The organism is Bordetella genomosp. 9, assembly GCF_002261425.1.
Lineage (GTDB): Bacteria > Pseudomonadota > Gammaproteobacteria > Burkholderiales > Burkholderiaceae_B > Bordetella_C.
Window position 1 is genome coordinate 2378476 of the sequence record NZ_NEVJ01000003.1, and the last position, 23339, is coordinate 2401814.

Annotated in this window: 23 protein-coding genes; 18 read left to right on the forward strand and 5 right to left on the reverse strand. The window is 68.3% G+C overall.

Annotation, left to right across the window (positions count from 1 at the left end):
• The first annotated feature begins 77 nt into the window (after positions 1-77).
• From CAL26_RS21865 to CAL26_RS21930, 14 genes are all read left to right on the forward strand, one after another.
• Positions 78-2774: an ABC transporter transmembrane domain-containing protein gene (locus CAL26_RS21865; RefSeq protein ID WP_094848814.1), complete on the forward strand. Its 2697-nt coding sequence runs from the start codon at positions 78-80 to the stop codon at positions 2772-2774.
• Positions 2775-2984: 210 nt separating this feature from the next.
• On the forward strand, positions 2985-4274 hold the full coding sequence (locus tag CAL26_RS21870; RefSeq protein ID WP_094848815.1) for a glycosyltransferase: 1290 nt from the start codon (positions 2985-2987) through the stop codon (positions 4272-4274).
• Positions 4275-4285: 11 nt separating this feature from the next.
• On the forward strand, positions 4286-5014 hold the full coding sequence (locus tag CAL26_RS21875; protein WP_094848816.1) for an SDR family oxidoreductase: 729 nt from the start codon (positions 4286-4288) through the stop codon (positions 5012-5014).
• Positions 5005-5601: a D-glycero-alpha-D-manno-heptose-1,7-bisphosphate 7-phosphatase gene (locus tag CAL26_RS21880; RefSeq protein ID WP_094848817.1), complete on the forward strand. Its 597-nt coding sequence runs from the start codon at positions 5005-5007 to the stop codon at positions 5599-5601. The genes CAL26_RS21875 and CAL26_RS21880 overlap by 10 nt, the downstream gene beginning before the upstream one ends.
• Complete coding sequence (locus CAL26_RS21885) at positions 5598-6716, forward strand: glycosyltransferase family 9 protein (protein WP_094848818.1); 1119 nt, start codon at positions 5598-5600, stop codon at positions 6714-6716. The genes CAL26_RS21880 and CAL26_RS21885 overlap by 4 nt, the downstream gene beginning before the upstream one ends.
• A gap of 45 nt (positions 6717-6761) precedes the next feature.
• Positions 6762-8501 (forward strand): carbamoyltransferase family protein, encoded by a 1740-nt coding sequence (locus CAL26_RS21890; protein WP_094848819.1) that lies wholly within the window; start codon positions 6762-6764, stop codon positions 8499-8501.
• Between the two features lie 68 nt (positions 8502-8569).
• Positions 8570-9553, forward strand: a complete 984-nt coding sequence (locus CAL26_RS21895) for a glycosyltransferase family 2 protein (protein ID WP_094850015.1) — start codon at positions 8570-8572, stop codon at positions 9551-9553.
• On the forward strand, positions 9550-10626 hold the full coding sequence (locus CAL26_RS21900) for a glycosyltransferase family 9 protein (protein WP_094848820.1): 1077 nt from the start codon (positions 9550-9552) through the stop codon (positions 10624-10626). The genes CAL26_RS21895 and CAL26_RS21900 overlap by 4 nt, the downstream gene beginning before the upstream one ends.
• A complete protein-coding gene (locus CAL26_RS21905) occupies positions 10616-11587 on the forward strand; it encodes a glycosyltransferase (protein ID WP_094848821.1) in 972 nt (323 codons plus the stop codon). The genes CAL26_RS21900 and CAL26_RS21905 overlap by 11 nt, the downstream gene beginning before the upstream one ends.
• Entirely contained in the window at positions 11584-12582 is a 999-nt protein-coding gene (locus CAL26_RS21910) for a UDP-glucuronic acid decarboxylase family protein (RefSeq protein WP_094848822.1), read from the forward strand. Before CAL26_RS21905 ends, CAL26_RS21910 begins: the two co-directional genes overlap by 4 nt.
• Positions 12583-12606: 24 nt before the next feature.
• Complete coding sequence (locus CAL26_RS21915) at positions 12607-13401, forward strand: PIG-L family deacetylase (protein WP_094848823.1); 795 nt, start codon at positions 12607-12609, stop codon at positions 13399-13401.
• A gap of 17 nt (positions 13402-13418) precedes the next feature.
• Positions 13419-14654 (forward strand): glycosyltransferase family 2 protein, encoded by a 1236-nt coding sequence (locus CAL26_RS21920; RefSeq protein ID WP_256988559.1) that lies wholly within the window; start codon positions 13419-13421, stop codon positions 14652-14654.
• Between the two features lie 81 nt (positions 14655-14735).
• Positions 14736-15215: a hemerythrin domain-containing protein gene (locus CAL26_RS21925; RefSeq protein WP_094848825.1), complete on the forward strand. Its 480-nt coding sequence runs from the start codon at positions 14736-14738 to the stop codon at positions 15213-15215.
• Between the two features lie 28 nt (positions 15216-15243).
• Positions 15244-15456: a hypothetical protein gene (locus CAL26_RS21930; RefSeq protein ID WP_094848826.1), complete on the forward strand. Its 213-nt coding sequence runs from the start codon at positions 15244-15246 to the stop codon at positions 15454-15456.
• A 73-nt stretch (positions 15457-15529) separates the two neighbouring features.
• Here CAL26_RS21930 and CAL26_RS21935 read toward each other — a convergent pair whose 3' ends face one another.
• On the reverse strand, positions 15530-16138 hold the full coding sequence (locus tag CAL26_RS21935; protein WP_256988666.1) for a DUF4142 domain-containing protein: 609 nt from the start codon (positions 16136-16138) through the stop codon (positions 15530-15532).
• 163 nt (positions 16139-16301) lie between these two features.
• Between CAL26_RS21935 and CAL26_RS21940 the strand changes: the two genes are divergently transcribed.
• Positions 16302-17213 (forward strand): glycosyl transferase, encoded by a 912-nt coding sequence (locus tag CAL26_RS21940; protein WP_094848827.1) that lies wholly within the window; start codon positions 16302-16304, stop codon positions 17211-17213.
• A 105-nt stretch (positions 17214-17318) separates the two neighbouring features.
• Here the strand turns inward: CAL26_RS21940 and CAL26_RS21945 are convergent, their stop codons facing one another.
• Both CAL26_RS21945 and CAL26_RS21950 read right to left on the reverse strand, forming a co-directional pair.
• Positions 17319-19031, reverse strand: a complete 1713-nt coding sequence (locus tag CAL26_RS21945; RefSeq protein WP_094848828.1) for a chloride channel protein — start codon at positions 19029-19031, stop codon at positions 17319-17321.
• Positions 19028-19921: a LysR family transcriptional regulator gene (locus CAL26_RS21950; RefSeq protein WP_094848829.1), complete on the reverse strand. Its 894-nt coding sequence runs from the start codon at positions 19919-19921 to the stop codon at positions 19028-19030. The genes CAL26_RS21945 and CAL26_RS21950 overlap by 4 nt, the downstream gene beginning before the upstream one ends.
• A gap of 107 nt (positions 19922-20028) precedes the next feature.
• On the opposite strand from CAL26_RS21950, the gene CAL26_RS21955 reads away from it, so the two are divergent.
• Positions 20029-20370: a 2Fe-2S iron-sulfur cluster-binding protein gene (locus tag CAL26_RS21955; RefSeq protein WP_094848830.1), complete on the forward strand. Its 342-nt coding sequence runs from the start codon at positions 20029-20031 to the stop codon at positions 20368-20370.
• A gap of 17 nt (positions 20371-20387) precedes the next feature.
• Here CAL26_RS21955 and CAL26_RS21960 read toward each other — a convergent pair whose 3' ends face one another.
• A complete protein-coding gene (locus CAL26_RS21960; RefSeq protein WP_094848831.1) occupies positions 20388-20612 on the reverse strand; it encodes a hypothetical protein in 225 nt (74 codons plus the stop codon).
• A gap of 218 nt (positions 20613-20830) precedes the next feature.
• On the opposite strand from CAL26_RS21960, the gene CAL26_RS21965 reads away from it, so the two are divergent.
• Complete coding sequence (locus tag CAL26_RS21965) at positions 20831-21805, forward strand: tripartite tricarboxylate transporter substrate binding protein (RefSeq protein ID WP_094848832.1); 975 nt, start codon at positions 20831-20833, stop codon at positions 21803-21805.
• Positions 21806-21831: 26 nt separating this feature from the next.
• Here CAL26_RS21965 and CAL26_RS21970 read toward each other — a convergent pair whose 3' ends face one another.
• Positions 21832-22380 (reverse strand): hypothetical protein, encoded by a 549-nt coding sequence (locus CAL26_RS21970; protein WP_094848833.1) that lies wholly within the window; start codon positions 22378-22380, stop codon positions 21832-21834.
• A 269-nt stretch (positions 22381-22649) separates the two neighbouring features.
• Between CAL26_RS21970 and CAL26_RS21975 the strand changes: the two genes are divergently transcribed.
• Positions 22650-23336, forward strand: a complete 687-nt coding sequence (locus tag CAL26_RS21975; RefSeq protein WP_094848834.1) for a DUF2239 family protein — start codon at positions 22650-22652, stop codon at positions 23334-23336.
• Positions 23337-23339 lie beyond the last annotated feature (3 nt).

The window sequence follows — 23339 nt, forward strand, 5'->3', positions numbered from 1 at the left end:
TGCCCGGCGCCGCAGCCGCCCGGCACAGGCCTTGCCGCCACGGCGCGCACAGGGCAACTCATCCTTTGGGAGCAGGCATGGCAGACGACGCATCGCGCTACGCACGCGCGGAGGTACTGCGCACCCTGGGACGCTCATTATGGAAATACCGCCGCCGGGCCGGCGCGGCGTTGGTACTGCTCGTCCTGGCAAAGGGCTTCGCCGTGGCCGTACCCGTGGCGCTCAAGATGGTGGTCGACCAGTTGAGCAGACCCGATGCGGTACTGGCGCTGCCGGTGTTCCTGCTCATCGGCTATACGTTGCTGCGCTTCGCGGGCGGCCTGTTCACCGAGTTGCGCGACATCGTGTTTTCGCCGGTAGCGCAGGCAACGGTGGCCGAATTCAACCTGCGCATCTTCGACCACCTGCACCGGCTGGGCGCCCGCTTCCACGCCAATCGCCAGACCGGCACGCTGGCGCGCGACGTCGAACGCGGGACGAACGGCATCGGCTTCCTGATGGGGACGGCGCTCTTCACGCTGCTGCCGACACTGGTGGAGATAGGCTCCGTCGTCGGGATCCTGGTCGGCGCCTACGATCTGGCCTTCGCCGTCATCGTCGCCGCGACCTTCGTGCTCTACGCCGTCGTCACCTATGTGCTGACGAAGCGGCGTATCTATTACCAGCGCATGATCAATGAACTGGATTCCGCCGCGGGCGGCCGCATGGTGGACAGCCTGCTCAACTACGAGTCGGTGAAGGTATACACCAACGAGGCGGGCGAATCCCGGCGGCTGCGCGATCTGCTGGATCGATGGCGCGCGGTGGGGATCGACAACCAGCGCGCGCTGTCGACGCTGCACATCTCGCAAAGCGCGGTCATCGCACTGGGCGTGGGCGCCGTCATGCTGCTGGCGGGCGTGCAGGTCACCGATCGCGCGATGACCGTCGGCGACCTGGTGCTCGTCAACGCCTACATCATCCAGATCTGCCTGCCGCTCAACACCCTGGGGCTGGTGTTCCGCCAGACCAAAGAGGCGATGATCAACGCGGAGCAGGTCTGCGGGCTATTGCGGCTGCCCCCCGAAAGCGATCCGGCGACGCCCGCGCGCCCTTTTCATCCCGGACGCGGCGACGTGCGGTTCGAGAATGTGAACTTCAGCTACGAGCCGGGCAGGCAGATCCTGTGGGACGTCAGCCTGCACATCCCCGCCGGCGGCACGCTGGCCGTGGTCGGCGGCAGCGGCTCCGGAAAATCGACGCTGGGACGTCTGCTGTTCCGCTTCTACGAGGCGGACTCCGGCCACGTCACCGTCGACGGCGTGGACGTGCGCGGCGTCGATCCAGGCAGCCTGCGCCGGCACCTGGGCATCGTCCCGCAGGACACCATGCTGTTCAACGACACCATCGCGTACAACATCGGCTATGGCAGGCCAGGCGCGTCGCTGACCGACATCATCGAGGCCGCCAAGGGAGCCCGCCTGCACGACTTCGTGCAAAGCCTGCCGGCGCAGTACGACACCGTGGTGGGCGAGCGTGGCGTCAAGCTGTCCGGGGGCGAACGGCAGCGTATCGCCATCGCGCGCGCGATCCTCAAGAATCCACCGATCATGTTGTTCGACGAGGCGACATCGGCGCTGGACACGCGCACCGAGCGCGCCATCCAGGCGGAGCTGGACCGTATTTCGCACGGCCGCACCACCCTGATCATTGCGCACCGCCTGTCCACGGTGGTCGACGCCGACGAAATCGTGGTGCTGGAGCATGGCCGCGTCGTCGAGCGCGGCAAGCATGCCGAACTGCTGGCGGCGAAAGGCATCTACGCGCAGATGTGGACCCTGCAGCGCCAGCAGACGGAACTGGAGAAGGCCGGATCGAGACAAGCCGCGCAGCCCGTCAACCTGGCGGCGCTGGTGGCGGGCGTCCTGGACGCCATACGGCAAGTCATCGATGAGAAGGGCGTCATCCTGTACACCGAGCTGAGCATGGAGAGCGCGCGCGTCACCGGCGACCCCGGCGTGCTGCAGCAGGTCATCTGGGACATGTGCCTGAACGCCATCGCAGCCACGCCGGCGGGCGGGCGTATCGAACTGAGCCTGCGCCGCGCGCAGGACGCCGCGCGCCTCGCGGTGACCGACGGCCGCCTGCCGCCGGCCGATGCCGCCGCGCTGGATGTGTCCGATCAGATGAACGCGGTGCTCGCCGACCGGCCGCCGCTGGACGCCACGCACGCACGCGGGGACATCGAGAAATTCGGCGGACGCTTCGGCAGCGACACCTCGTCCACCGGGCCGGGCCGCACCTATTGGCTGGAAATGCCGCTGCGTGCGCCCAACGCGCCCGCGCTGCCTTTCGTCGGCCCGCTGCGGCAGGCGTCGTTACAAGGCGCACGGGTGTTCCTGGTCGACGATAGCGAAGAGGAGCGCGCGCGCGTCGGCGCGGCCCTGCGGCGCGCGGGCGCGGACGTGCGCTACTTCAAGACGGGAGGCGCGCTGCTGGACGTACTGCGCGGCACGGCTGAAAGCGACTGGCCCGATGCGCTGGTGTGCGACGTCACGCTCGACGACATGGATGGCTATGCAATGGTCGCCGCGGTGCGCCAGCTCGAGGCCGCGCGCGGCGTGGGCCTGGCCAACCGCATCCCCGCCATCGCCATATCCGGCCATTCCGCATCCGAAGGCCGCCTGCGCGCATTGATGGCGGGCTACCAGACGCATACCCCCAGACCGGTCGACGTCGACGCCGTCGTCAATATAACCGCGAAGCTCATGAGCGAGAAGTTCCATCGCTTGTAATCGGTGCTGTGCGGTCTCCACGCGGGACGACTCAAGCTTGAACCGTTACGGTTGAACCGTTACGTGAGGCACGGCACAACGGCATGCAGCTTGCACCCTCCACGCTACCGAGCAGAGGATGAGTCTGGCCATCGCACAACGCGCCATCATGTGTGAAACGCAGCTGGTTCTCGGATGAGCGGCAAACGAGTCGATCGGTAGGAGAGAACCATGCGAAGAATCGCCATCGTGAGTGAACACGCATCGCCGCTGGCGCTTGCCGGCAGCGTCGACAGCGGCGGACAGAATATCTACGTTGCGCAGATCGCCAGGCACTTCGCGCGGATGGGCCACCAGGTGGATGTGTTCACGCGCGCAGACAGCCGGCGCCTTCCCGCCGAGGTGACGTGGGAAGACAACGTCCGCGTCATCCATGTCCCCGCCGGACCGGCGCGCGAGATTCCCAAGGAACAGCTGCTGCCCTGCATGGATCAGTTCGGAGAGTTCCTCATGCGTCATTTCGCCGCGCAGCGGCGACGCTACGACATCGTGCATGCGAACTTCTTCATGTCCGCCCTGGCCGCGCTGCCGGCAGCGCGGGCATGCGGCATTCCTGTCGCGGTGACCTTCCATGCGCTGGGCCGCGTGCGCCGCAAGTTCCAGAAAGACGCCGATATGTTCCCCGAGTGCCGCTTCGATATCGAAGACGACATCATCGCGCGCGCCGACCGCATCATCGCGGAATGCCCGCAGGACGAGCAGGACATGGTGGAGCTGTACGGCGCCGATTCGCGCCGCCTGTCCATCGTGCCCTGCGGTTACGACCCCGCCGAAATGCTGCCCATGGATCGCACCCGCGCGCGCGCCGAACTCGGATGGAATGACAACCGGTTCACGCTGCTGCAGCTGGGCCGCATGGTGCCCCGCAAGGGCGTGGACAACGTGATCCGCGCCCTTGGCCGCCTGCGCCACCGGCACGGCATCGATGCCAGGCTGTGCGTCGTCGGCGGCAATAGCGCCACGCCGTCGGAAAGCGCGACGCCGGAACTGGCGCGCCTGCGCGCCGTCGCCCGCGAGGAAGGCGTGCTTCAGCACGTGGAATTCACCGGCCGCCGGGACCGGTTGCAACTGCGCGCCTATTACTGCGCCAGCGATGTCTTCGTCACCACGCCCTGGTACGAGCCCTTCGGCATCACGCCGCTGGAAGCCATGGCCTGCGCCCGGCCGGTGGTGGGCTCCGATACCGGGGGTATACGTTTTTCCGTGCGCGACGGCGAGACCGGCTGGCTGGTACCGCCCAAGGAACCCGATGCGCTTGCCGATCGCCTGGCCATGCTGGCGCGCGACAGCCTGCTGCGCCACCGCATGGGCGAAGCCGGATTGCAACGCGCGCGCAAACACTTCACCTGGGGACGCGTCAGCCGCCAGCTGATGGACGTCTTCGAAGAGATCATGGCGCCGGCCACCGTGCCCGACGCCGCCCCCGCGCCTGCCGATGCCGCGGCCCGCGCCATTGCATGAGGAGCAGCCGAATGCCTGATACCGATACATCGACCGTGGCGGGCCGCGTCGCCATCGTTACCGGTGGCGGCAGCGGCCTGGGCAAGGCCATCTGCGAGCTGCTCGCCAGCGACGGCGCCAGAATCGTGGTCGCTGACCACGACGTCGATGCCGCCGAACGCGTCGCCCGTTCGTTGCCGGGCGAGCAGGCGCTGGCCTTGCGTCTGGACGTGGGCAACGAACAGCAGGTGCGAGATGGGCTGCGCGTGGCCGCGCAGCGCTACGGCGGACTGGATATCCTGATCAACAACGCAGGCATCGACGTCACGGCGCCGTTGGAGGCGCTGGACGTGGCAGATTGGGAGCGGGTGGTGCGCACCAACCTGACCGGACCGTTCATGATCTGCAAATACGGCGTGGGCCATCTGGGCAAGGGTGGCCACATCGTCAACATTGCCTCGACCGCGGCCCGCCGCGCCTGGCCCAACGCGTCCGTGTACCACGCCACCAAGTACGGCCTGATGGGCTTGTCCCATGCTCTACATGCCGAACTTCGACCCAGGGGCATCAAGGTTTCCGCCGTGATAGCCGGCGGCATGCGCACGCCGTTCCTGCTGGATCGCTTTCCCGACATCGACGCCGGCACGCTGCAGGATCCGGCCAATGTCGCGCGCGCCGTGCGTTTCGTGCTGACCCAGCCGGCGGAAACCGTGGTCCCCGAAGTGATGGTGCTTCCCATGCGCGAGAGCTCATGGCCATGAAGCCCGCCATATTCCTCGACAAGGACGGCACCTTGCTGGCCGACGTCCCCTACAACGCCGATCCGGCGCGCATGGTATGGGCGCCCGGCGCGCGCGAAGGCATCGCCCTGCTGGCCCAGCTGGGCCATCCGTTGATCGTCATCAGCAACCAGGCCGGCGTGGCCATGGGCCGCTTCGACGAGGCGGCGCTGCATCCGGTTCGCCGCCGCCTGGAAGCCATGTTCCGCACCCGGGGCGCGCAGCTGGCCGACTTCTATTACTGTCCGCACCATCCGGACGGCACGCAGGCCGCCTACGCCGTGTCCTGCATCTGCCGCAAGCCCATGCCAGGGCTCCTGCGGCGGGCGGCCGCCGACCATGGCATCGATCTGCGCGCCTCGTGGTTCGTGGGCGATATCCTCAACGATGTCGAAGCCGGCGCCCGCGCGGGCTGCCGCACCCTGCTGCTGGACAATGGGCATGAGACCGAATGGGTACGGGGACGCTGGCGCATGCCGGACGATACGGCACCCGACCTTTACATGGCGGCGCGGCTGATTTCGCGCAAGATGCGCTGCGCGCCATTGCGCGGAAAGGAGACGGCATGAGCCCATGTGATCCGCCGGAAGGATGGCGCGAGGCGCGCAATCTGCTCTGCGTCCGCTTGGACAATATGGGCGACGTGCTGATGACCACACCCGCCCTGCGCGCCCTGAAGGCGGCGCGGGCGGACCGGCGCCTCACCCTGCTGGCGTCGCGCTCGGGCGCGGCGGTCGCGCCGCATGTGCGCGACGTCGACGACGTGATCGTCTACGAGGCAGCCTGGATGAAGAACGCGGCCAGCCCGCCGGAGCGCTTCCACGCAACGATGCAACAGCTGCGCGAACGCCGCTTCGACGCCGCGGTCATCTTCACCGTATACAGCCAGAGCGCCTTGCCCGCCGCGCTCCTGTGCCATGCCGCCGGCATCCCCCGCGTGCTGGCCTACAGCCGCGAAAACCCCTATCACCTGATCAGCGACTGGGCCCGGGAGATCGAGCCCCTGCCCGCGCCGCGTCATGAAGTGCAGCGTCAGCTGGACCTGGTGGCGACCATCGGCGCGCGGGCGTCCGATCCGCATCTTTCCTTCAGCGTCGAGGATGCCGACCAGGCCGGACTGGACACAGTGTTGCGGGCGCACGGGATATCGCTGCCACCGGAGTTTGTACTGGCCCATTGCGGCGCGACCGCGGAATCGCGCCGCTACCCGGCCGCCCTGTTCGCGCAGGCCATCGACATGGTCGCCGGCGCCGGTGAATGCGTCATCCTGACCGGGTCGCCCGATGAGAAAACGCTGGTGGATGAAGTCATGGCCCGCAGCTGCGACCCGCGCCGGCTGGTGAACCTGGCGGGCACGCTGACCTTGGGCGAATTCGGCGCACTGATCGCCCGCGCCGGGCTGCTGATTTCGAACAACAGCGGTCCGGTGCACATCGCCGCCGCACTGGGCACGCCCATCGTCGATCTCTATGCCTTGACCAATCCCCAGCACACCCCTTGGGAAGTGCCGCATCGCCTGCTGTATCGGGACGTCCCGTGCAAGTACTGCTATCGCAGCGCGTGTCCGCTGGGGCATCACGCCTGCCTCAGCGCCGTCGCGCCGTCACAGGTGGCGCAGGCGGCGTTCGAACTATTGGAAAGCCGTGCGGGCAACCGCCCGCCCATCATGATCAAGGCCGCCTGAGACAACGCGAAAGCGACACGCGAAGGCCAAGCAGAGGAAAACGTCATGTACACATTGGGCATCAACGCCGCCTTTCACGACTGTTCCGCCACGCTCGTACGCGACGGCGAGGTGCTGGCGGCCGCGGAGGAAGAACGCTACACCCGCATCAAACACGGCAAGCGGCCCGTGCCTTTCACCGCCTGGCAACTGCCCTATCACGCCATCGACTACTGCCTGGCCCATGCGGGAATCACGCTGTCCGACGTGGATCACGTCGCCTATTCCTTCGACCCGTCGCTGCTGGCCGGCGGCCGTTCCCTGCCCGAGACCATCACGCTGCCGCTGGAGCCCTCGCGGCAGGCGCGTGGAGCGGACGGACCATCCCCGTGGGACCCGTTGTTCCTGTCCTATGTCGTGAACGCCCCGCGGCAACTGATAGGCGGCGCGCCGCATCACCTGCGCCAGCGCTTCGAAGGGCTGACGCTGGACCAGTTGCTCGGCCGCTGGCAGTACGTCGAGCATCATCTGTCGCATGAGGCCAGCGCCTTTCTGGCGGCGCCTTGTGAAGAATGCGCGGTGCTGACCATGGACGGCCGCGGCGAACGCGCCACTACCAGCTTCGGCCACTTCACGAAGGGCCGCTACCGGCGTCTCAGGCAGATCGACCTGCCGCACTCGCTGGGCCTGCTCTACGAGGACGTCACCGACTACCTGGGCTTTCTGCGATCTTCCGACGAATACAAGGTGATGGCGCTGGCTTCCTACGGCAAGCCCGACTATGTGGACCTGTTCCGCAAGATCGTCCGCCTGGACAAGGAAGGCGGCTACACCATCGAGCCGATCAACCTGGTCAGCCAGTTCGGCCCGGCGCGCAAGCGCGGAACGCCATTCGATCAACGCCATATGGATATCGCGCGCTCGCTGCAGCAGGTGCTGGAAGAAACCGCCCTGCATATGGCGACGTGGCTGCAGGCGCAAACCGGCGCGCAACACCTGAGCATGGCCGGCGGCGTGGCATTGAACTGCGTGATGAACGCGCGCATCGCGGCGGACGGCCCGTTCAAGTCGGTATGGGTCCAACCTGCCGCGGGCGACGCCGGCACATCGCTGGGGGCCGCGCTATGGGTGGACTACGAGCGCCGCGAGGCGCCGGGACGGCGCTGGGCCATGCAGCATGCCTACCTGGGCCCCGAGTATGGAGACGAAGAGATCGAGCGCCTGCTGGATCGCTCGCACCTGGCATACCGCCGGCTGGACGATGTGGCGGAGCAGGCGGCGGAACTGCTGGCGCAGGAAAAGATTCTGGGCTGGTTCCAGGGCCGTATGGAGTTCGGTCCGCGCGCGCTGGGCGCGCGCTCCATCCTGGCTTCGCCGCGCGACAGCGCCATGCAGGCCAGGCTGAACGGCTTGAAGGATCGCGAGGATTTCCGGCCGGTCGCGCCGGTCGTCATGGAAGAACGCGCCCATGCATGGTTCGATGCGCGCGGCAACCCGGGCATCTGCGCGCCGTTCATGCTGTTCGTCTATGACGTGCTGCCGCATCGCGAACGGCAGATACCGGCGGTCAAGCACATCGACGGCACCGCCCGCGTGCAGACGGTGCGGCGTGACCAGCACGCGCTGTACTACGACCTGCTGGCCGCCTTCGAACGCCGCACCGGCGTGCCCGTGCTGGTGAACACGTCGTTCAATACGCGGGGCCTGCCGGTGGTCTGCACCCCGCGCGACGCGCTGGAATCGTTCTGGACGTCGCCGCTGGACGCCCTGGTCATCGGCAGCTATCTCGTGGAGAAGCCGCTTTGAGCGGCACGGAGCACCGCCCGGCGGCGCCACGCCCGCGGGACGACCGGATGAACGATCAGGATGAACCCATGAATGCAGAATCCCGACCGCGGATTTCGGTGGTGGTTCCGACCTACCGCCGCCCCGATCTGCTCGAACGCTGCCTGGGCGCCCTGCTGCGCCAGACGCTGAAACCGAACGATTACGAGATCATCGTCTGCGACGACGGCCCCAGCGACGCCGCCTACCAGGTGGTATGCAAGATGACGCCCGTAGCCGGCGGTCCGACGCTGCGCTATGTCCCGGTCACGAGTACGCAGGGGCCGGCGGGGGCTCGCAACGCCGGGTGGCGCCGCGCGCGGGCGGCGCTGATCGCATTCACCGACGATGATACGGTGCCCGACCCGGCCTGGCTGGCCGCCGGGCTGGCCGCGTTCGCGCCCGGCGTGGACGCGCTCTCTGGCCGCATCGTCATGCCGCTGCCGCCCCATCCCACCGACTACGAACTCGACGCCAGCCGCCTGCAGGACGCCGAGTTCGCGACGGCCAATGTCTTTCTGCGGCGCGATGCCCTGGCGCGCGTGGGCGGCTTCGATCCGCGCTTCGAGCTGGCGTGGCGGGAAGATTCCGATCTGCATTTTTCGCTGATGGAACACGGCCTGCGCGTCGAACGCGCGCCGCACGCCATCGTGGTGCACCCTATCCGTCCCGGCGCATTCGGCGCGGGCATAGGCATGCAGCGCAAGATCGTGTTCGACACGCTGCTCTACAAGAAGCATCCGCGCCTGTACCGCGAGCATATCCGGCCGCATCCGCCGTGGTTCTATCTGGCGGTGACGGCCATGCTGATACTGACCGTCGCCGCGCTGGCCGCGGGCTGGTACGCGGCGGGCTCGGCCGCGCTGGTGGCCTGGCTTGCGCTGACCGCATGGTTCAGCCTGCGCCGCCTGCGCGGCACGCGGCGCACGCCGGACCACATCGCGGAGATCGTCATGACGTCCGCGGCGATCCCGCCGGTATCCATCTTCTGGCGCCTCGTCGGATCGCTGCGCTACAAGGCGGGCTTTCCATGACGGAGGATCTCTGGCACCCGCGTCCGCGCCGCATCGCGATCTTCCGCGCCTTGCAGCTGGGCGATATGTTGTGCGCCATTCCGGCTCTGCGCGCCTTGCGGCAACACTGTCCGGACGCCCACGTCACGCTGGTCGGACTGGAAAATGCCGGGCCATTCGTGCAACGCTTCCAGCGCTACCTGGACGAGCTGCTGCCCTTCCCCGGTATTCCGGAATTTCCGGAGCAGGCTGCCCGGCCGGAGGCCCTGCCGGCCTTTTATCGCCAGGCGCGGGCGCGCGGGTTCGACCTGGCGCTGCAGATGCACGGCAGCGGCACGATGTCGCAGCCCATCGTCGGCGCGCTGGGCGCGCGGACCCATGCCGGCTTCGTACCGCATGGCGGCATGGCGCGCCCGGGCCGGCTCATGGCCTGGCCGGACGGCCTGCCCGAACCGCTGCGCTATACGGCGCTGATGCGGCACCTGGGCGTCCCCGTGCACGGCAATGCGCTGGAAATGCCCTTGACCGCGGAAGACCATGCCGAGGCCGGCCGCATCATTGCGGAGGCCGATTTCGACCCGGCGACGACCGTCCTGATCCATCCTGGCGCGCGCCTGCGATCGCGCCGCTGGCCGGCGGCACGCTACGGCGCCCTCGCCGCGCGGCTGGCGGGCCAGGGATGGCGAATCGCCGTGACGGGCAGCGCCGATGAGCGCGCGCTGGCAGCGGAAGTCCTGGCCGCCGTCGGGCCCGGCGCCATCGACCTGACGGCCCGCACGTCGCTGGGCGCGATGGCGGCCCTGCTGGCGCGCGTGCCGCTGCTGGTGTGCAACGACACCGGCGTATCGCACGTCGCGGCGGCGGTGGGCACGCCCAGCGTCATCGTGGCCTGCGGCAGCGATACGCGGCGGTGGGCGCCGCTGGACAGGATGCGCCACACCGTCCTGGCCGACCATCCGCCATGCCGCCCCTGCGCCTACGAGACCTGCCCCATCGGCCACGTCTGCGCCTTGAACGTCTCCGTCGACGCCGTCATGCGCGCCGTGGAAGCGAAGCTCAGCCTGCCGGAAGGAAGGACCAGCCATGCCGCATAGCCCGACCTCGCCGCGCCCGCTGCGTATCCTGACATGGCACGTGCACGCCAACTACCTGTACGCGCTGACGCGCGTGCCGCATGAATTCGTCGTGCCCGTCCGTGCGGGCAATCCGCCCGGCTACGGCGCGCTGGGCACTCGGATTCCCTGGGGCGGGCGCGTGCGGGAGATCGACGCCGATGCGATACGCGATGCGCGCTTCGATTGCGTGGTTTACCAATCCCGCGCCACCTACGAGGAACGCGAGCGGCTGTTGTCGCCCAGGCAGCTCTCCCTGCCCTGCGCCTATATCGAGCACGATCCGCCCATGCCGCACCCCACCGATACGGCGCACGGGTTCCGGCATGAGCGCGGCATCCTGGTCCATGTCACCCACTACAACCACGCGGCCTGGGACAACGGCGCGGTGCGCACGGCGGTCATCGAGCATGGTGTGCCGGCCCCGCGCATCGATCCGCGGTCCACCCGCCTGGCACGCGGCATCACCGTCGTCAACCACCTGCGCCGGCGCGGGCGCCGCATGGGCGCGGACCTGTTCGAACAGGCGCGCGCCCAAGTGCCGCTGGACCTGATCGGCATGGATGCGCAAGCCATGGGCGGGCTGGGCGAGATCCCCAACATGGAGGTCGGCGCCTTCGTATCGCGCTATCGCTTCTTCTACAGCCCCATCCGCTATACCAGCCTGGGCCTGGCCCTGATCGAGGCCATGATGGCCGGCTTGCCTGTCGTGGGTTTCGCCGCCACCGAACTCGCGCGGGTCATCGTCAACGGCCGCAACGGCTATATCGACACCGACGCGGACCGCCTCGTCGACGTCATGAAGGCCCTGATAGACGAACCGCGCCTGGCCGCCGACTGGGGTGCGGAAGCAAGAAACACGGCATTGGAGCGCTACGGCATGGACCGGTTCGTAGCGGATTGGACTGCCTTGTTCGCCAGGCTGATCGGAGATACGCAATGATCCAGGCTCGTACTCGTCCTTTGCGCGTGCTCGTGTCCGGCGGCGCCGGCTTCATCGGCTCGCATCTTTGCGCGCGGCTGCTCGACAAGGGACATACCGTCATCTGCCTGGACAATTTCTATACCGGCCAGGTGCAGCACGTCGACCCCTTGCGCGGCAATCCGCGCTTCGCGCTGGTGACCCACGACGTTGTCGAGCCCTACGAGGCACAGGTCGACCGCATCTACAACCTCGCGTGTCCCGCCTCGCCCATCCACTACCAGAACCAGCCGGTGCACACGCTGCGAACCTGCGTGCTGGGCGCGATGAACATGCTGGAGCTGGCCCGCGCGACGGGAGCGCGCATCCTGCAGGCATCGACCAGCGAGGTCTACGGCGACCCGCAGGTGCATCCGCAACGCGAAAGCTACTGGGGCCACGTCAATCCCATCGGCATGCGTTCCTGCTACGACGAAGGCAAGCGGTGTGCGGAAACCCTGTTCCACGACTATGCGCGCGTCTACGGCGTCAGGGTCAAGATCGCCCGGATCTTCAACACCTACGGTCCGAGCATGGCGCCCAACGACGGCCGCATCGTTTCCAATTTCATCCTGCAGGCGCTGCAAGGGCATCCCATCACGATCTATGGCGACGGCAGCCAGACCCGCGCCTTCTGCTACGTGGACGATATGGTGGACGCGCTGGAGCGCCTGATGGAAAGTCCGGACGACGTGACCGGGCCCATCAACCTGGGCAATCCGCAGGAGCTGACGGTTCTGGATATCGCGCAGCGCATCCAGCGCCTGGCGGGCACCCGCGTGCCGCTGGACTTCCAGCCGCTGCCGCCGGACGACCCCACCCAGCGATGCCCCGACATCGGCCTGGCCGCCCGCGAGCTGGGGTGGGCCCCGCGGGTGCCGGTGGACGAAGGCCTGCGGCGCACGATCCGCTATTTCAGCCAGTTCGTGAACGCCGATATCGTACGGACGCCAGCGCGAGCCGACGCGTCGCTATAGGGATGTGCGGCGAGGGAGACCCGGGTGCGACTCATCGATGATCCTGGCGCGATCGCGGCAATCTCGCCGCACCTGGACGACGCGGTAGCCGGCTGCGGCGCGCTGCTGGCGGGCGCGCCGGGCAGCACCGTCATCACCGTGTTCGCCGGCGTGCCGGACGCCACGACGCCGCTGACGGACTGGGACCGCCGCTGCGGCTTCGGCGACGGCGCGGCCGCCATGAAGCGGCGCCTGGCGGAGGACGACAAGGCGCTGCATCTGCTCAAGGCCCATCCGGTGCGTCTGCCCTTCCTGGACGACCAGTACATGCGGGCCATGACGCGTGCGACCGCCAAAGCCGGGAAAGTGGCGCACGCGCTGGACGCCGCGCTGGATGAGGCTGGCGCGCGCACGGTGCTGTTTCCCCTGGGCCTGTTCCATTCCGATCACACGCTGGTGTCGGATGCCGTGCTGGGCCTGTTCGCCACCCGGCCGCAGCGGCGCTGGGTGGCCTACGAGGACGCGCTGTACCGCACCAAGCCCGGGCTGCTTCATGCCAGGCTGGTGCAGTTCCATACGCGCGGTATCAGCCTCACGCCGGTGGCCTTCGCCAATACGAACGCGCACCGCAAGGCGACGGCGATGTCGGCCTACGGCAGCCAGATGCCGGAACTGGGTATCACCCGTCACGAAGGCGACACCATGGACCCGGAGCGGTATTGGCTGCTGAGCGAAGCCATCAAGCAAGCGCCCGAGTCCGCGGACGGTCCCGTCGGCGCCGGGGACGCTGGCGGACAGCCTGACCCACGCCACCCGGCGACGCCGCCACGACGGCAATGAGCGCCTCGCCTGCCCGTTTGTCCATCGTCGTGCTGACCTTCCAGCGTCGCGAGGAACTGCTCGGCAACCTGGAGCGGCTGCTCCGCCGCCACCCCGGCGTCCCCGTGATCGTGGTGGACAATGGTTCGCCCGACGGGACGGCGGACGCCGTCGCCGCGGCCCACCCCCGCGTGACGCTGGTGCGGGCACCGCGCAATCTCGGCGCCGCCGGCCGCAATCTCGGCGTGGCGGTCGCCGCCACCCCCTATATCGCCTTCTGCGATGACGACACCTGCTGGGAGCACGGCGCGCTGGCCGAGGCCGGGCGGCTGCTGGACGGCGCGCCGCATGCCGGCGTCATCAGTGCCGCCGTGCGCGTCGGACCCGGCGGCCGACTGGACGCCACCTGCCAGGCCATGTCCCGCAGCCCGCTGGGCCGGGGCCCCATGGGCACCATGCGCTTGCTGGGCTTCATGGCCGGCGCGTGCGTCATGCGCCGCCAGGCCTACCTGCAGGCCGGCGGCTACGAAGCCCGCTATTTCATCGGCGGCGAAGAAGCGCTGATGGCCCTGGACCTGGCCGCCTTGGGCTGGGACATGCTCTACGCGGGGCAGGTCGCGACCTGGCATCACCCCTCTCCCCATCGGGACCGTCCCGCCAGAAGGCGGCTGCTCGGCCGCAACAACCTGTGGACGGCCTGGTTGCGGCTGCCCGCGCGCGCGGCCTGCGCCGAGACTTGGACGGTGCTGCGGGAGTGCCGCCAGCACGGCGATGCGCTGCGCGTGCTGGCCGCCGCGCTGGCGGGCGCGCCATGGATCCTGCGCCAGCGCCGGTGCATACCCGCAGCCGTCGAGCGCCTGCGCCAGCAGCTGGCCAACCAGGCGACCGCTGAGGACGCCGTACTCATCCACGGTGCGCAAATCTTGCCAAGCGTGCGCGCACGGGACGGGCACGAGGCATGCGCCATGCAAGTGCAATCAGGCGGCGAATTCCAGGAGACTCCCATGACGATGCACCGCGACACAGAGAGACAGGGCGACGAAAAAGCCCATAGCGACCACAGTGGCGACGCACAAGATCACGCAGTTTTACGTCCCGATACAGGGCCGCGGTCCGATCCGCCCAACCGGTCGCTGCAGAACCGGCCGCTCGATCCTAACTCCTCGGCAGAAAAGACTTTTCCTCCCGGCGTGGACGCCGCCGACATCCTCGATCCCGGCCGCCAGACCCCCGGCGCACCTCCCGTGGACAACCGATCCGGGCAAAAAAGCTAGCGCTCCCGCATAACACGGGCACGGTGCTTGCGTTGATGCCGCGCCGCGCCATTGCGGCACCCCGTGAACCAGGAGAACTGTATGAATAAGGCGGAAATCCCTCTCGCACAACGCGACGCCCTGACCCTGATGCTGGACGATCACGCCACGATCAAAAAGCTTTTCAAGGATTTCGGGAAAACGGATGACCCGGAAATCCGCGAGTCGATTGCCCACGAGGCCTGCATGACCCTGACGGTCCTGGCCCAGATCGAAGAAGAATTGTTCTATCCCTTCGTTCGCGCGCAGAATCCCGCCGCCTTCGGCCGCCTGCTGGACAAGGCCGTGGTCGAACATGGCGTGGCGCGCAATCTGGTGGCCCAGATCCAGGGCATGACCAGCGAAGACCCCTTGTTCCATGCCCGCGTCTCGGTGCTGGGCGACTACATCAGCCACCACATCGAAGAAGAGGAAGGCGAACTCTTCCCCAAGCTGGTCGTGCTGAACGTGGATTTGCGCGCCATCGCCAAGAAGATGCAGCAGCGCAAGGAAGAAATCGCCACGGTGGCCCATATCGCGTGACCGGCACGCCGGTGGGGATCGGAATGTAATGAGGATCTTGACGAAGGAAACCCCCAATTCGCGGGCGACCCTATGGCTGGCGCCCACCATGCAGGGGGGGTTCCGCTGGGAAGTCGAAGTCGTCGACACGGGTAAGACGACGATGCCCCAGCTGATTCAATCCCAGTTCATATTCCGTACGCCCACTGATGCCGCGTTGGATGGGATCCGCGCCCTGGAAGAGCTGGCCGAGCTGCCTTAGCGGCATGCGCCAGCCACGACTCAGACAAAAAGCGCGTCGCACGAGCGGCGCGCTTTTTGTCGTCCGGAATCTGTCAGGGCTTCGGCGCGCCCTTGTCGCCCGGCAGCAAGCTGGGCGGGGCTTCGCGCGATGCGGGCGATACCGCGCCGGGCACGCCCGAACGGGCGGCTGGCGAGTTCTCTTCCGGGCTTGCCTTCCCGCTGGCGGCCAGGCTCTTGCGCAGCGCCAGGCCCGCGTCCAAATGCGCCTTCAGCGTGGGCAGCATCTGCTGGGCATAGGCCTTGACCTCCGGATCCTTGCCACGCTCGGCGGCGTCGACGAAAAGCGCGACCGCTGCCTGATGGGCCGCGATGGCGACGTCGTCGGCATAGGCCAGATCGAAATCCGTCCCGTTCTTGGCCTGCAAGGCGTCCATGACGCGCGCCTGGTCGGAAGATATCGCCCCCGGCAGCGCGAACTTGCGCGCCGCCGCCAGGGCCTTGAGCTGGCTGGCCATGTCGCCATGCTCGTCCAGCATCGTACGCGCGTAGCGTTTGACGTCGTCATGCTCCGCCTTGCGCTGGGCCAGCTGGCTGGCGGCGATCTCGAAGCTGCCGGCCTGCGCCGCCTGCTCCATGAATGCCGCATCGGCGCGATCGACCTCCTGGGCCTGAGCCAGGCAAGTTCCCGTCACCAACAACATTGACACCCCGATTATGCGCACCCAGTCTTTCATGGCGATCTCCCTCGACGCGTGGCCGGCCGGCACAGGCGAGCAACCCATGTGCCCATCCTTGGGCCTGCTGTTCAGGCAGCGTTGAAAAGTACGCACAGACCGCGGCAAGCGCGGCACAAGGAGACAAAAAATGCAGGACACCATGCAGATCTTCGTCGGCTGCGACCCCAACAACGGCGACCTCGAACAGATGATGGTGCTGGACTACAGCCTGCGCAAGCACGCCTCCCTGCCCGTGCACATCCAATGGATGCGGCTCACGCGCGATTCCGCCAGCCCCTGGTACTGCGATCCCGCGGCCGGACGCGGCTGGCGCACGGAAACCTGGTCGACGCCGTTTTCCGCCCTGCGCTGGAGCCTGCCGGCCTGCGTGGGCTACCGGGGACGCGCGCTGTACATGGATGCCGACATGCTGGTCCTGGACGATCTGGCCGGACTCTGGACCATGCCCTTGCACGACAAGGCCGTGATGGCCGCGCGCCACAACGGCAGCCACAACGGCAGCCACGACGGCGCCCCCACGGGACGGCCGGACTGGCTGTACTGCGTGACGCTGTGGGACTGCGCACGGGCGCGCCGCCACCTGCCGGCGCTGGACGACATGCGGAAAGACCCACAGGCGCATCGCCGGCTCAAGAAGTACTTCTCGCGGCGCCCGGAATTGATCCAGGCCGTCGATCCCCGCTACAACTGCATCGACGGCGAAAACCGGGCCGTGGATGAGATCGGCATCCTGCACTACTCGGACATGAGCACACAGTTCAGCCATCGATACGCGATGGCGCGCCGCCAGGCAGAAGGCGGCGAACACTGGTACGACGGTCCGGTGCGCGCGCACCCGCGCGCCGACCTGGCCGCGCTGTTCGACCGCTATTTCCAGGAAGCCCTGGATGCCGGCCACCGGCCGGACGACTATCGCGCACCCGCCTTCGGTCCGCTGCCCAAGGCGTCGCAGCAGGATTATCCCGGCAACGTGCGGCGCGTCAGGCAGGGCTGGACCCGCCGGCTGTTCGCTTCGGCGGGGCTGTTCAAGCGGGCGTGAGTCCGGCGGCGCGGCGTGGCGACGCCATCACCACGCCACTGCGGCGCGATGCGCACAGAACCGTTCAAGGCGGCAGGCGGTCAGGGCTCAAGGCACACACGGCGTTCAGGCGAACAGGCTGCCGGCCTGTTTCAGCAGCTCGCTTTTCTGCAGCATGCCCACCACCCGGCGGCCTTCGCGGTCGCTCAGCACGGGCGTGCGTTCGGCGGGCGACTCCACCACCGTCTGCCAGACGTCCAGCAGCCGCTGGTCCGCATAGACCACCGGAAAATCAGTCGTCGCCATGTGCGGCAGCGTGGCCTCCCGGCCTTCGCCGGCGTTGACGCGCGCCATCAGGTCGTTGACCCACACCGCGCCGGCGAAACGTCCGGCATCGTCGATCAGGAACACGAAGCGGTTGCGCTGCGCCAGGCCGATCCGCAAGGCTTCTTCGAGCGACGCCGACACGGGAGCCAGCAAGCCGATGGGCCGCATCACGCCCCCGGCCGTCGCGTCCGCCAGCAGCGCGCGCCGCATATCGCGCGCGCGGTGCCGCGCGATGACCTCATAGGTGCCCGTCAGGCGGAACAGCATGGAAACCGCATAGGCCGCCACGGTCGCGATCATCAGCGGGAATACGAAGGTGGGCTCGCTCGTCATCTCGAAGACCATCAGGGTCGACATCAGCGGCGCCTGCGTGGTGGCCGCGAGCGCGGCGGCCATGCCCAGCACGCCCAGCAGCACGAGGCCGTCCTGCACGCCGAACACCTGCGCGGCCAGCGGCGCACAGGCCGCGCCGGTCAGCGCGCCTATCATCAGCGACGGCGTGAACAGCCCGCCGATGGCGCCCGACCCCACCGTGGCGATGGTGGCGACCACTTTCAACACCAGCAGCATCAGCAGCGGCGTAGCCATGGGATGGCCGTCCAGCAGCCGCTCGATGGGCGCGAAGCCGTTGCCGGTGACGTCGGGCGCCGCCAGCGTGATGACGCCGACGATCAGGCCGCCCAGGCTCATGCGCCATACCGGCGAGGCAAACAGCCGCGCGAACAGATTGCGCGCGTAGCGCACGCCCCACAGAAACGCCGAGCCGACGGCGCCGGCGACCAGTCCCAGCGCCACCACCGCCAGCACGCTGCGCGCCGTGAAATCGAAAGCGTAGGCCGGCAGGTCATACAGCGGGTTGAACTGCCCCAGCATGCTGGTGGTCCAGGCCGATGCGACCGCGGCGGTGAACAGGTAGCCGATGCGCCGCAGCTCGAGCGAACCGAACGCGATCTCGGCAACGAAGATGACCGCCGCCAGGGGCGTGTGGTAGACCGCGGTCAGGCCGCCGGTGGCGGCCATGGCCACCGCCAAACGGAAATCGGCGCCGCGCAGGCCGGGCAGCACGCGCTTGCAGAAGGCCGAGCCCACGGTGGCGGACAATTGCACCATGGCGCCTTCCTTGCCGATGGAGCCGCCGGACACGATGGAAAAGAATGACGACACGCAGCGCAGCAGCGACGGCAGCACCGGGATGCTGGCCATCTTGCCATCGATGGTCTCCAGGTATTCCGACACGACGCCGGCGCGCTTCTCGCGCCGCTGCGCCTGGACCAGGATAAGCGCGGCGATGGCGCCGCCCAGCGTCGGCAAGGCGATGCGCGCGTACCAGGGCAAGCCGGCGAACACTTCGGTGATATCCGCGACGCTGTCGAACATGCGCTCCGACGCGTGCTCCAGGCTCCAGCGAAACGCATGCGCCGCCAGCGCGCCCAACACGCCGGCCGTGATCGCCAGGACGATCCCGCGCAGGTAGTCCGCCACGGACCGTTCGATCGTGCTCGCACTTTTCAAGGCCGGCTCCTCAGGACCGCGCGGAAGGCTTTCATCATGGGCGACCAGACCGCCTGGCGCCGGCTCAACAGCGAGATATCGCGCTTCAGCGGCAGCGCGGAGTCGACGGGCAAGGCGGCCACGCCGGTGCCGGCGTCCGCCAGCAGCGCGTCCGGCGCCACGGTCAGCAGGTCGGTCCCCGCGACCAATTGCAGGGCGCCGGCCGAGATGAAGTCGACCTCCAGCGCGGCGCGCGGCAGCGGCTGGTCCGCGCGCGCGAAGGCGGCATCCAGCCGCTGGCGCGCCACCGACGTGCGCTTCGGCAGTATCCAGCGCTGATCGGCCAGGTCCGCCAGCGCCAGCGCCGGACGCTTGAACAGCGGATGGCGGCGGCTGGCCACCAGGCGCAGCAGGTCATGGCCCATGGCATCCTGGCGCAGCACGCCCCCGCGCGCGCCATCGGCCGGCGCCACGGCCAGGTCCAGGTCGCCGCGTTCGACCAGATCGGGCAATTCATCGGACAGCCCGAGCGTCAGGTCCACGCGCAGCTCCAGCTGCCTTGGCAGCAGCACTTCCAGCGCGGGCATCACGACAGTATCCATGGTGGCGGCGGTGGCGCCCAGCCGCAACAGCCCGCCGCCGCCGCTGCGCAAGCCCTGCGCGTGCCGCACCGCATCTTCGTATTGATTGACCACCTTGCGCGCGTGCTCGGCGAAGGCCAGCCCCGCGGACGTCGGGCGGATGGCGCGTCCCGCGCGGTCGAACAGCGCCAGGCCGGTTTCGTCTTCCAGCCGCTTGAGCGATTTCGACAAGGCGGGCTGGGTCACCGCGCAGGCGGATGCCGCGCGCCCCATGTGGCCATGGGCGACGACAGCCAGAAAATACGAGAGATCCCGCAGCGAAAGATCCATGAATTTCAGTTATGCGATTCATAACCATCAGGAATCCGGAGTGTAGCGCGGCGGAAACGGCCGGTCCATCTCTCCATCCGGTCGGGGCTTGCCACTAGAATCGCCCCATGAACGATGCTCAGGCCTCCTACACCGTCACGCTGGCGCCCACGGAATGGCGCTTCGACGTCCGCGCGGACGAAGCCGTGGTCGCGGCCGCGGCGCGCGCGGGCATCAGGATGCCGGCGTCGTGCCGCAATGGCACCTGCCGCACCTGCATGTGTTTTCTGGTCGAAGGAGAAGTCGCCTATCCCGACGGAAGACCGGGCCTGACGGCGGACGAAATATCAGAAGGCTGGATACTGCCCTGCGTGGGCAGGGCGCGCAGCGACCTGCGCATCGAACTGCCCGATGCCGAGCTGGCGGCACCGGACGCGCCGCGTCCCATCATGGTGGGACCGCGGCGCTGAAGGCCTGTCGCCGGGGATCACCCCGCGGCGATGCGGTAGTGGCTTTCGGTGAACTCGACGGCGGCCTTGCCGTCGGCCGCGCTTTCAACTTGCTGAATGGATTCCGCCGGTCGCGCGCCGCGCGGTTCGGTGCGCGGCAGGACGCGCGCCGGTTCGGACGCCACGCTCTGCGGCAACGCCTGGTTGGACACGCCCAGCAAAGTCAGTTCGGCGCCGATCAATCCTTTGAAAAGCTCGTTCATTACCACTACTCCTTAATCCTTGCAGACCGGCGCGAAACTGCCCGGCACCTATGGATCGACAGCTTAGGCGAAGCCAGGTTCCCGCGGAAGCCAATTAGTTTTATGGTCGCGATTGAACGCCCCTATGCCGGCATGGGATTCAACGCCGCTGCCGATCGCCGCGGACCCACGGCAGCGGCTAGACTAGCGCCAGAAGTAAAACAATCCGGAGAAGACAAATGGGATCGAAGTTCAAGGCGGCCGCCGCCGCGCTGGCGCTATGCGCCGCCACCGTCTGCCAGGCGCAGGACAACTGGCCGGCCAAACCCATCACGATGATCGTGCCCTTCCCGCCCGGCGGGGTCGCCGACACGGTGGCGCGACCCGTCGCCGACGCCATGAGCCGCACCCTGAAGCAGACCGTGGTGGTCGAGAACCGCGCCGGCGCCGGCGGCGGACTGGGCATGGGCGTGGTCGCGCGCGCGGAACCCGACGGTTATACGGTGCTGATGGCCTTGTCTTCCATTTCCATCATTCCGGAGGCCGACCGCATACTCGGCCGCTCGCCCATGTACCAGTTGCGCCAGTTCAAGCCGATCGCGCGATTCACCGCGGATCCCACCGTGCTGGTGGTGCGCGCCGACAGTCCCTGGAAGACCGCGCGCGAGTTCATCGACGACCTGCGCCGTCCGGACGCCACGCCGGTGAGCTATGGATCGTCGGGCAACTACGGCACCATGCACGTCCCGATGGAAATGCTGCATGGCGCGGCGGGGATCAAGGTGCTGCACGTGCCCTATGGCGGCGCCGGGCCGGCCATCGTCGCGCTGCTGGGCGGCCAGGTGCAGGCGGTTTCCACCGGCCCCGCGTCGGTGCTGCAATACATACAGGCGGGCAAGGTCAGGGCGCTGGCGACGTGGGGCGATACGCGGCTGGCGTCGCTGCCGGACGTGCCCACCTTGAAGGAACTGGGCTATGACGTCACATTCGCCCAGTGGTCGGGGCTCTTCGTGCCGGCGGCCACGCCGGAACCCATCGTGCAGAAGCTGCGCGCGGCGGCCGCGGCCGCCGCCAACGATCCGAAAGTGCGGGACACGATCCAGCAGGCGGGCAGCCCCGTGCTGTACCTGGACGCGCCGCAGTTCCAGCAGTACTGGGACGCGGACGCCGCCAAGATGACCGAAGCCGTCCGCAGGATCGGCAAGGTCGAATAGCGCCGCCGGGGCGGCGCCATTCGCTGTCAGCTGACTGAATAGCCGCGCCCCGTCATGCAGGCGGACATGGCGCGGTTATAGGAGTCCACCATCACGCCGGTGGTCCACTGGTTGGGGTGTTCCGGATCGTAGCCGCTCTGGTTCATCGCCCAGCCCTGGCATTCGCCGCGATCGCGCATCTGCTGCGCCTGGTTCTGCCCGCGCGCGGGATAGGCGATCAGGCTGGTGGGGGGCGCGGGCGGCGGCGTGTAAACGGGCGGGGGGGTATACGCGACCGGCGGGGCCGCATACACGGGCGCGGGATACACCGGGGCGCCATAGACGACGGGCGGCGCCGCGTAGACGGGCGCCGCATACACCGGCGAGGTATACACCACCGCCGGCCGCGAGTTGGCGGCGATGATGGCGCCGGCGGCGCCCAACGCGAGCGCGCCGCCTACCCACCAGCCCGCCGACGAACCGCGCCAACCGCCGTGGTAGTAACCGTAGCCATGGGCCATGGCCGGCGACGCGACACCGGCCGCCGTCGCCAGCGCCAGGGCCGCGACGGCAGTACGCAAAGTCAAGGTCTTCATCTGCTGCTCCATATCCCACGCGCGCAATGCGCCGAGGGAAACACGACCGCTACTCTACTCACTTCGACTGCGCGCTGGCGAGCAAATTCCGTGCGTACGGCGCCGAGCTGGTTTCAGGGCGTTTCGGATTTCCGCATGGATGCGCGGTAAACAGGTGGACGGCTTAATTTAATCCGGGTAAAATTTGCGGACTCGAGGCACTCCGGTGCTTTTTCTTCCGCGTTTCCTCTCTCCCGGATCACCGGGCAGCCGTCGCGCTGCTACTCATCATGACACTTACCGTCCGTACCCCATGCACGGCCTTCGCCGGACACCGCCGGCTGGCTGCCGGCCCGCTCGCCGACGTCGCCCTGGCGGTCAAGGCCGCGCTCGAAGAGCAGGTTCCGCAGCATGCGAATGTATTGACCTTCGATGACACCACCGGCCAGGTGATCGATATCGACACGCGGGGCAGCCGCGACGATGTGCAGGCACGCCTGGCGCGTGCGCAGGCCGCGATGGAGGCCGCCGCCGGGGCCGCCAGGCCCGCGGCCGGCGCAACGGGCGCCGAGGCGGATGGCACCGGGGCGGGCGTCGACATGCCGGGCGTCGCCGGGCGTCCCGGCCCGGCGGCCGGGACGTCGACGCGCGGACGCGGACGTCCGCGGCTCGGCGTGATCGCCCGCGAGGTCACGCTGCTGCCCCGGCATTGGGAATGGTTGAACGCCCAGCCCGGCGGCGCGTCGGTCGCGCTCCGCAAGCTGGTCGAGTCCGGCATGCGCGATCATGGCCTGCGCGAACGCGACCGGCGCGAGGCGGCCTATCGCTTCATGTCGGCCATGGCCGGCGACATGGCCGGTTTCGAGGAAGCCACGCGCGCCCTTTTCGCGGGCGACGCGCCCGCGATGACGCGATGCATGGCATCCTGGCCCGACGACGTGCGCGCGCATGCGTTGCGCCTGGCCTACGGCGAATAAGCC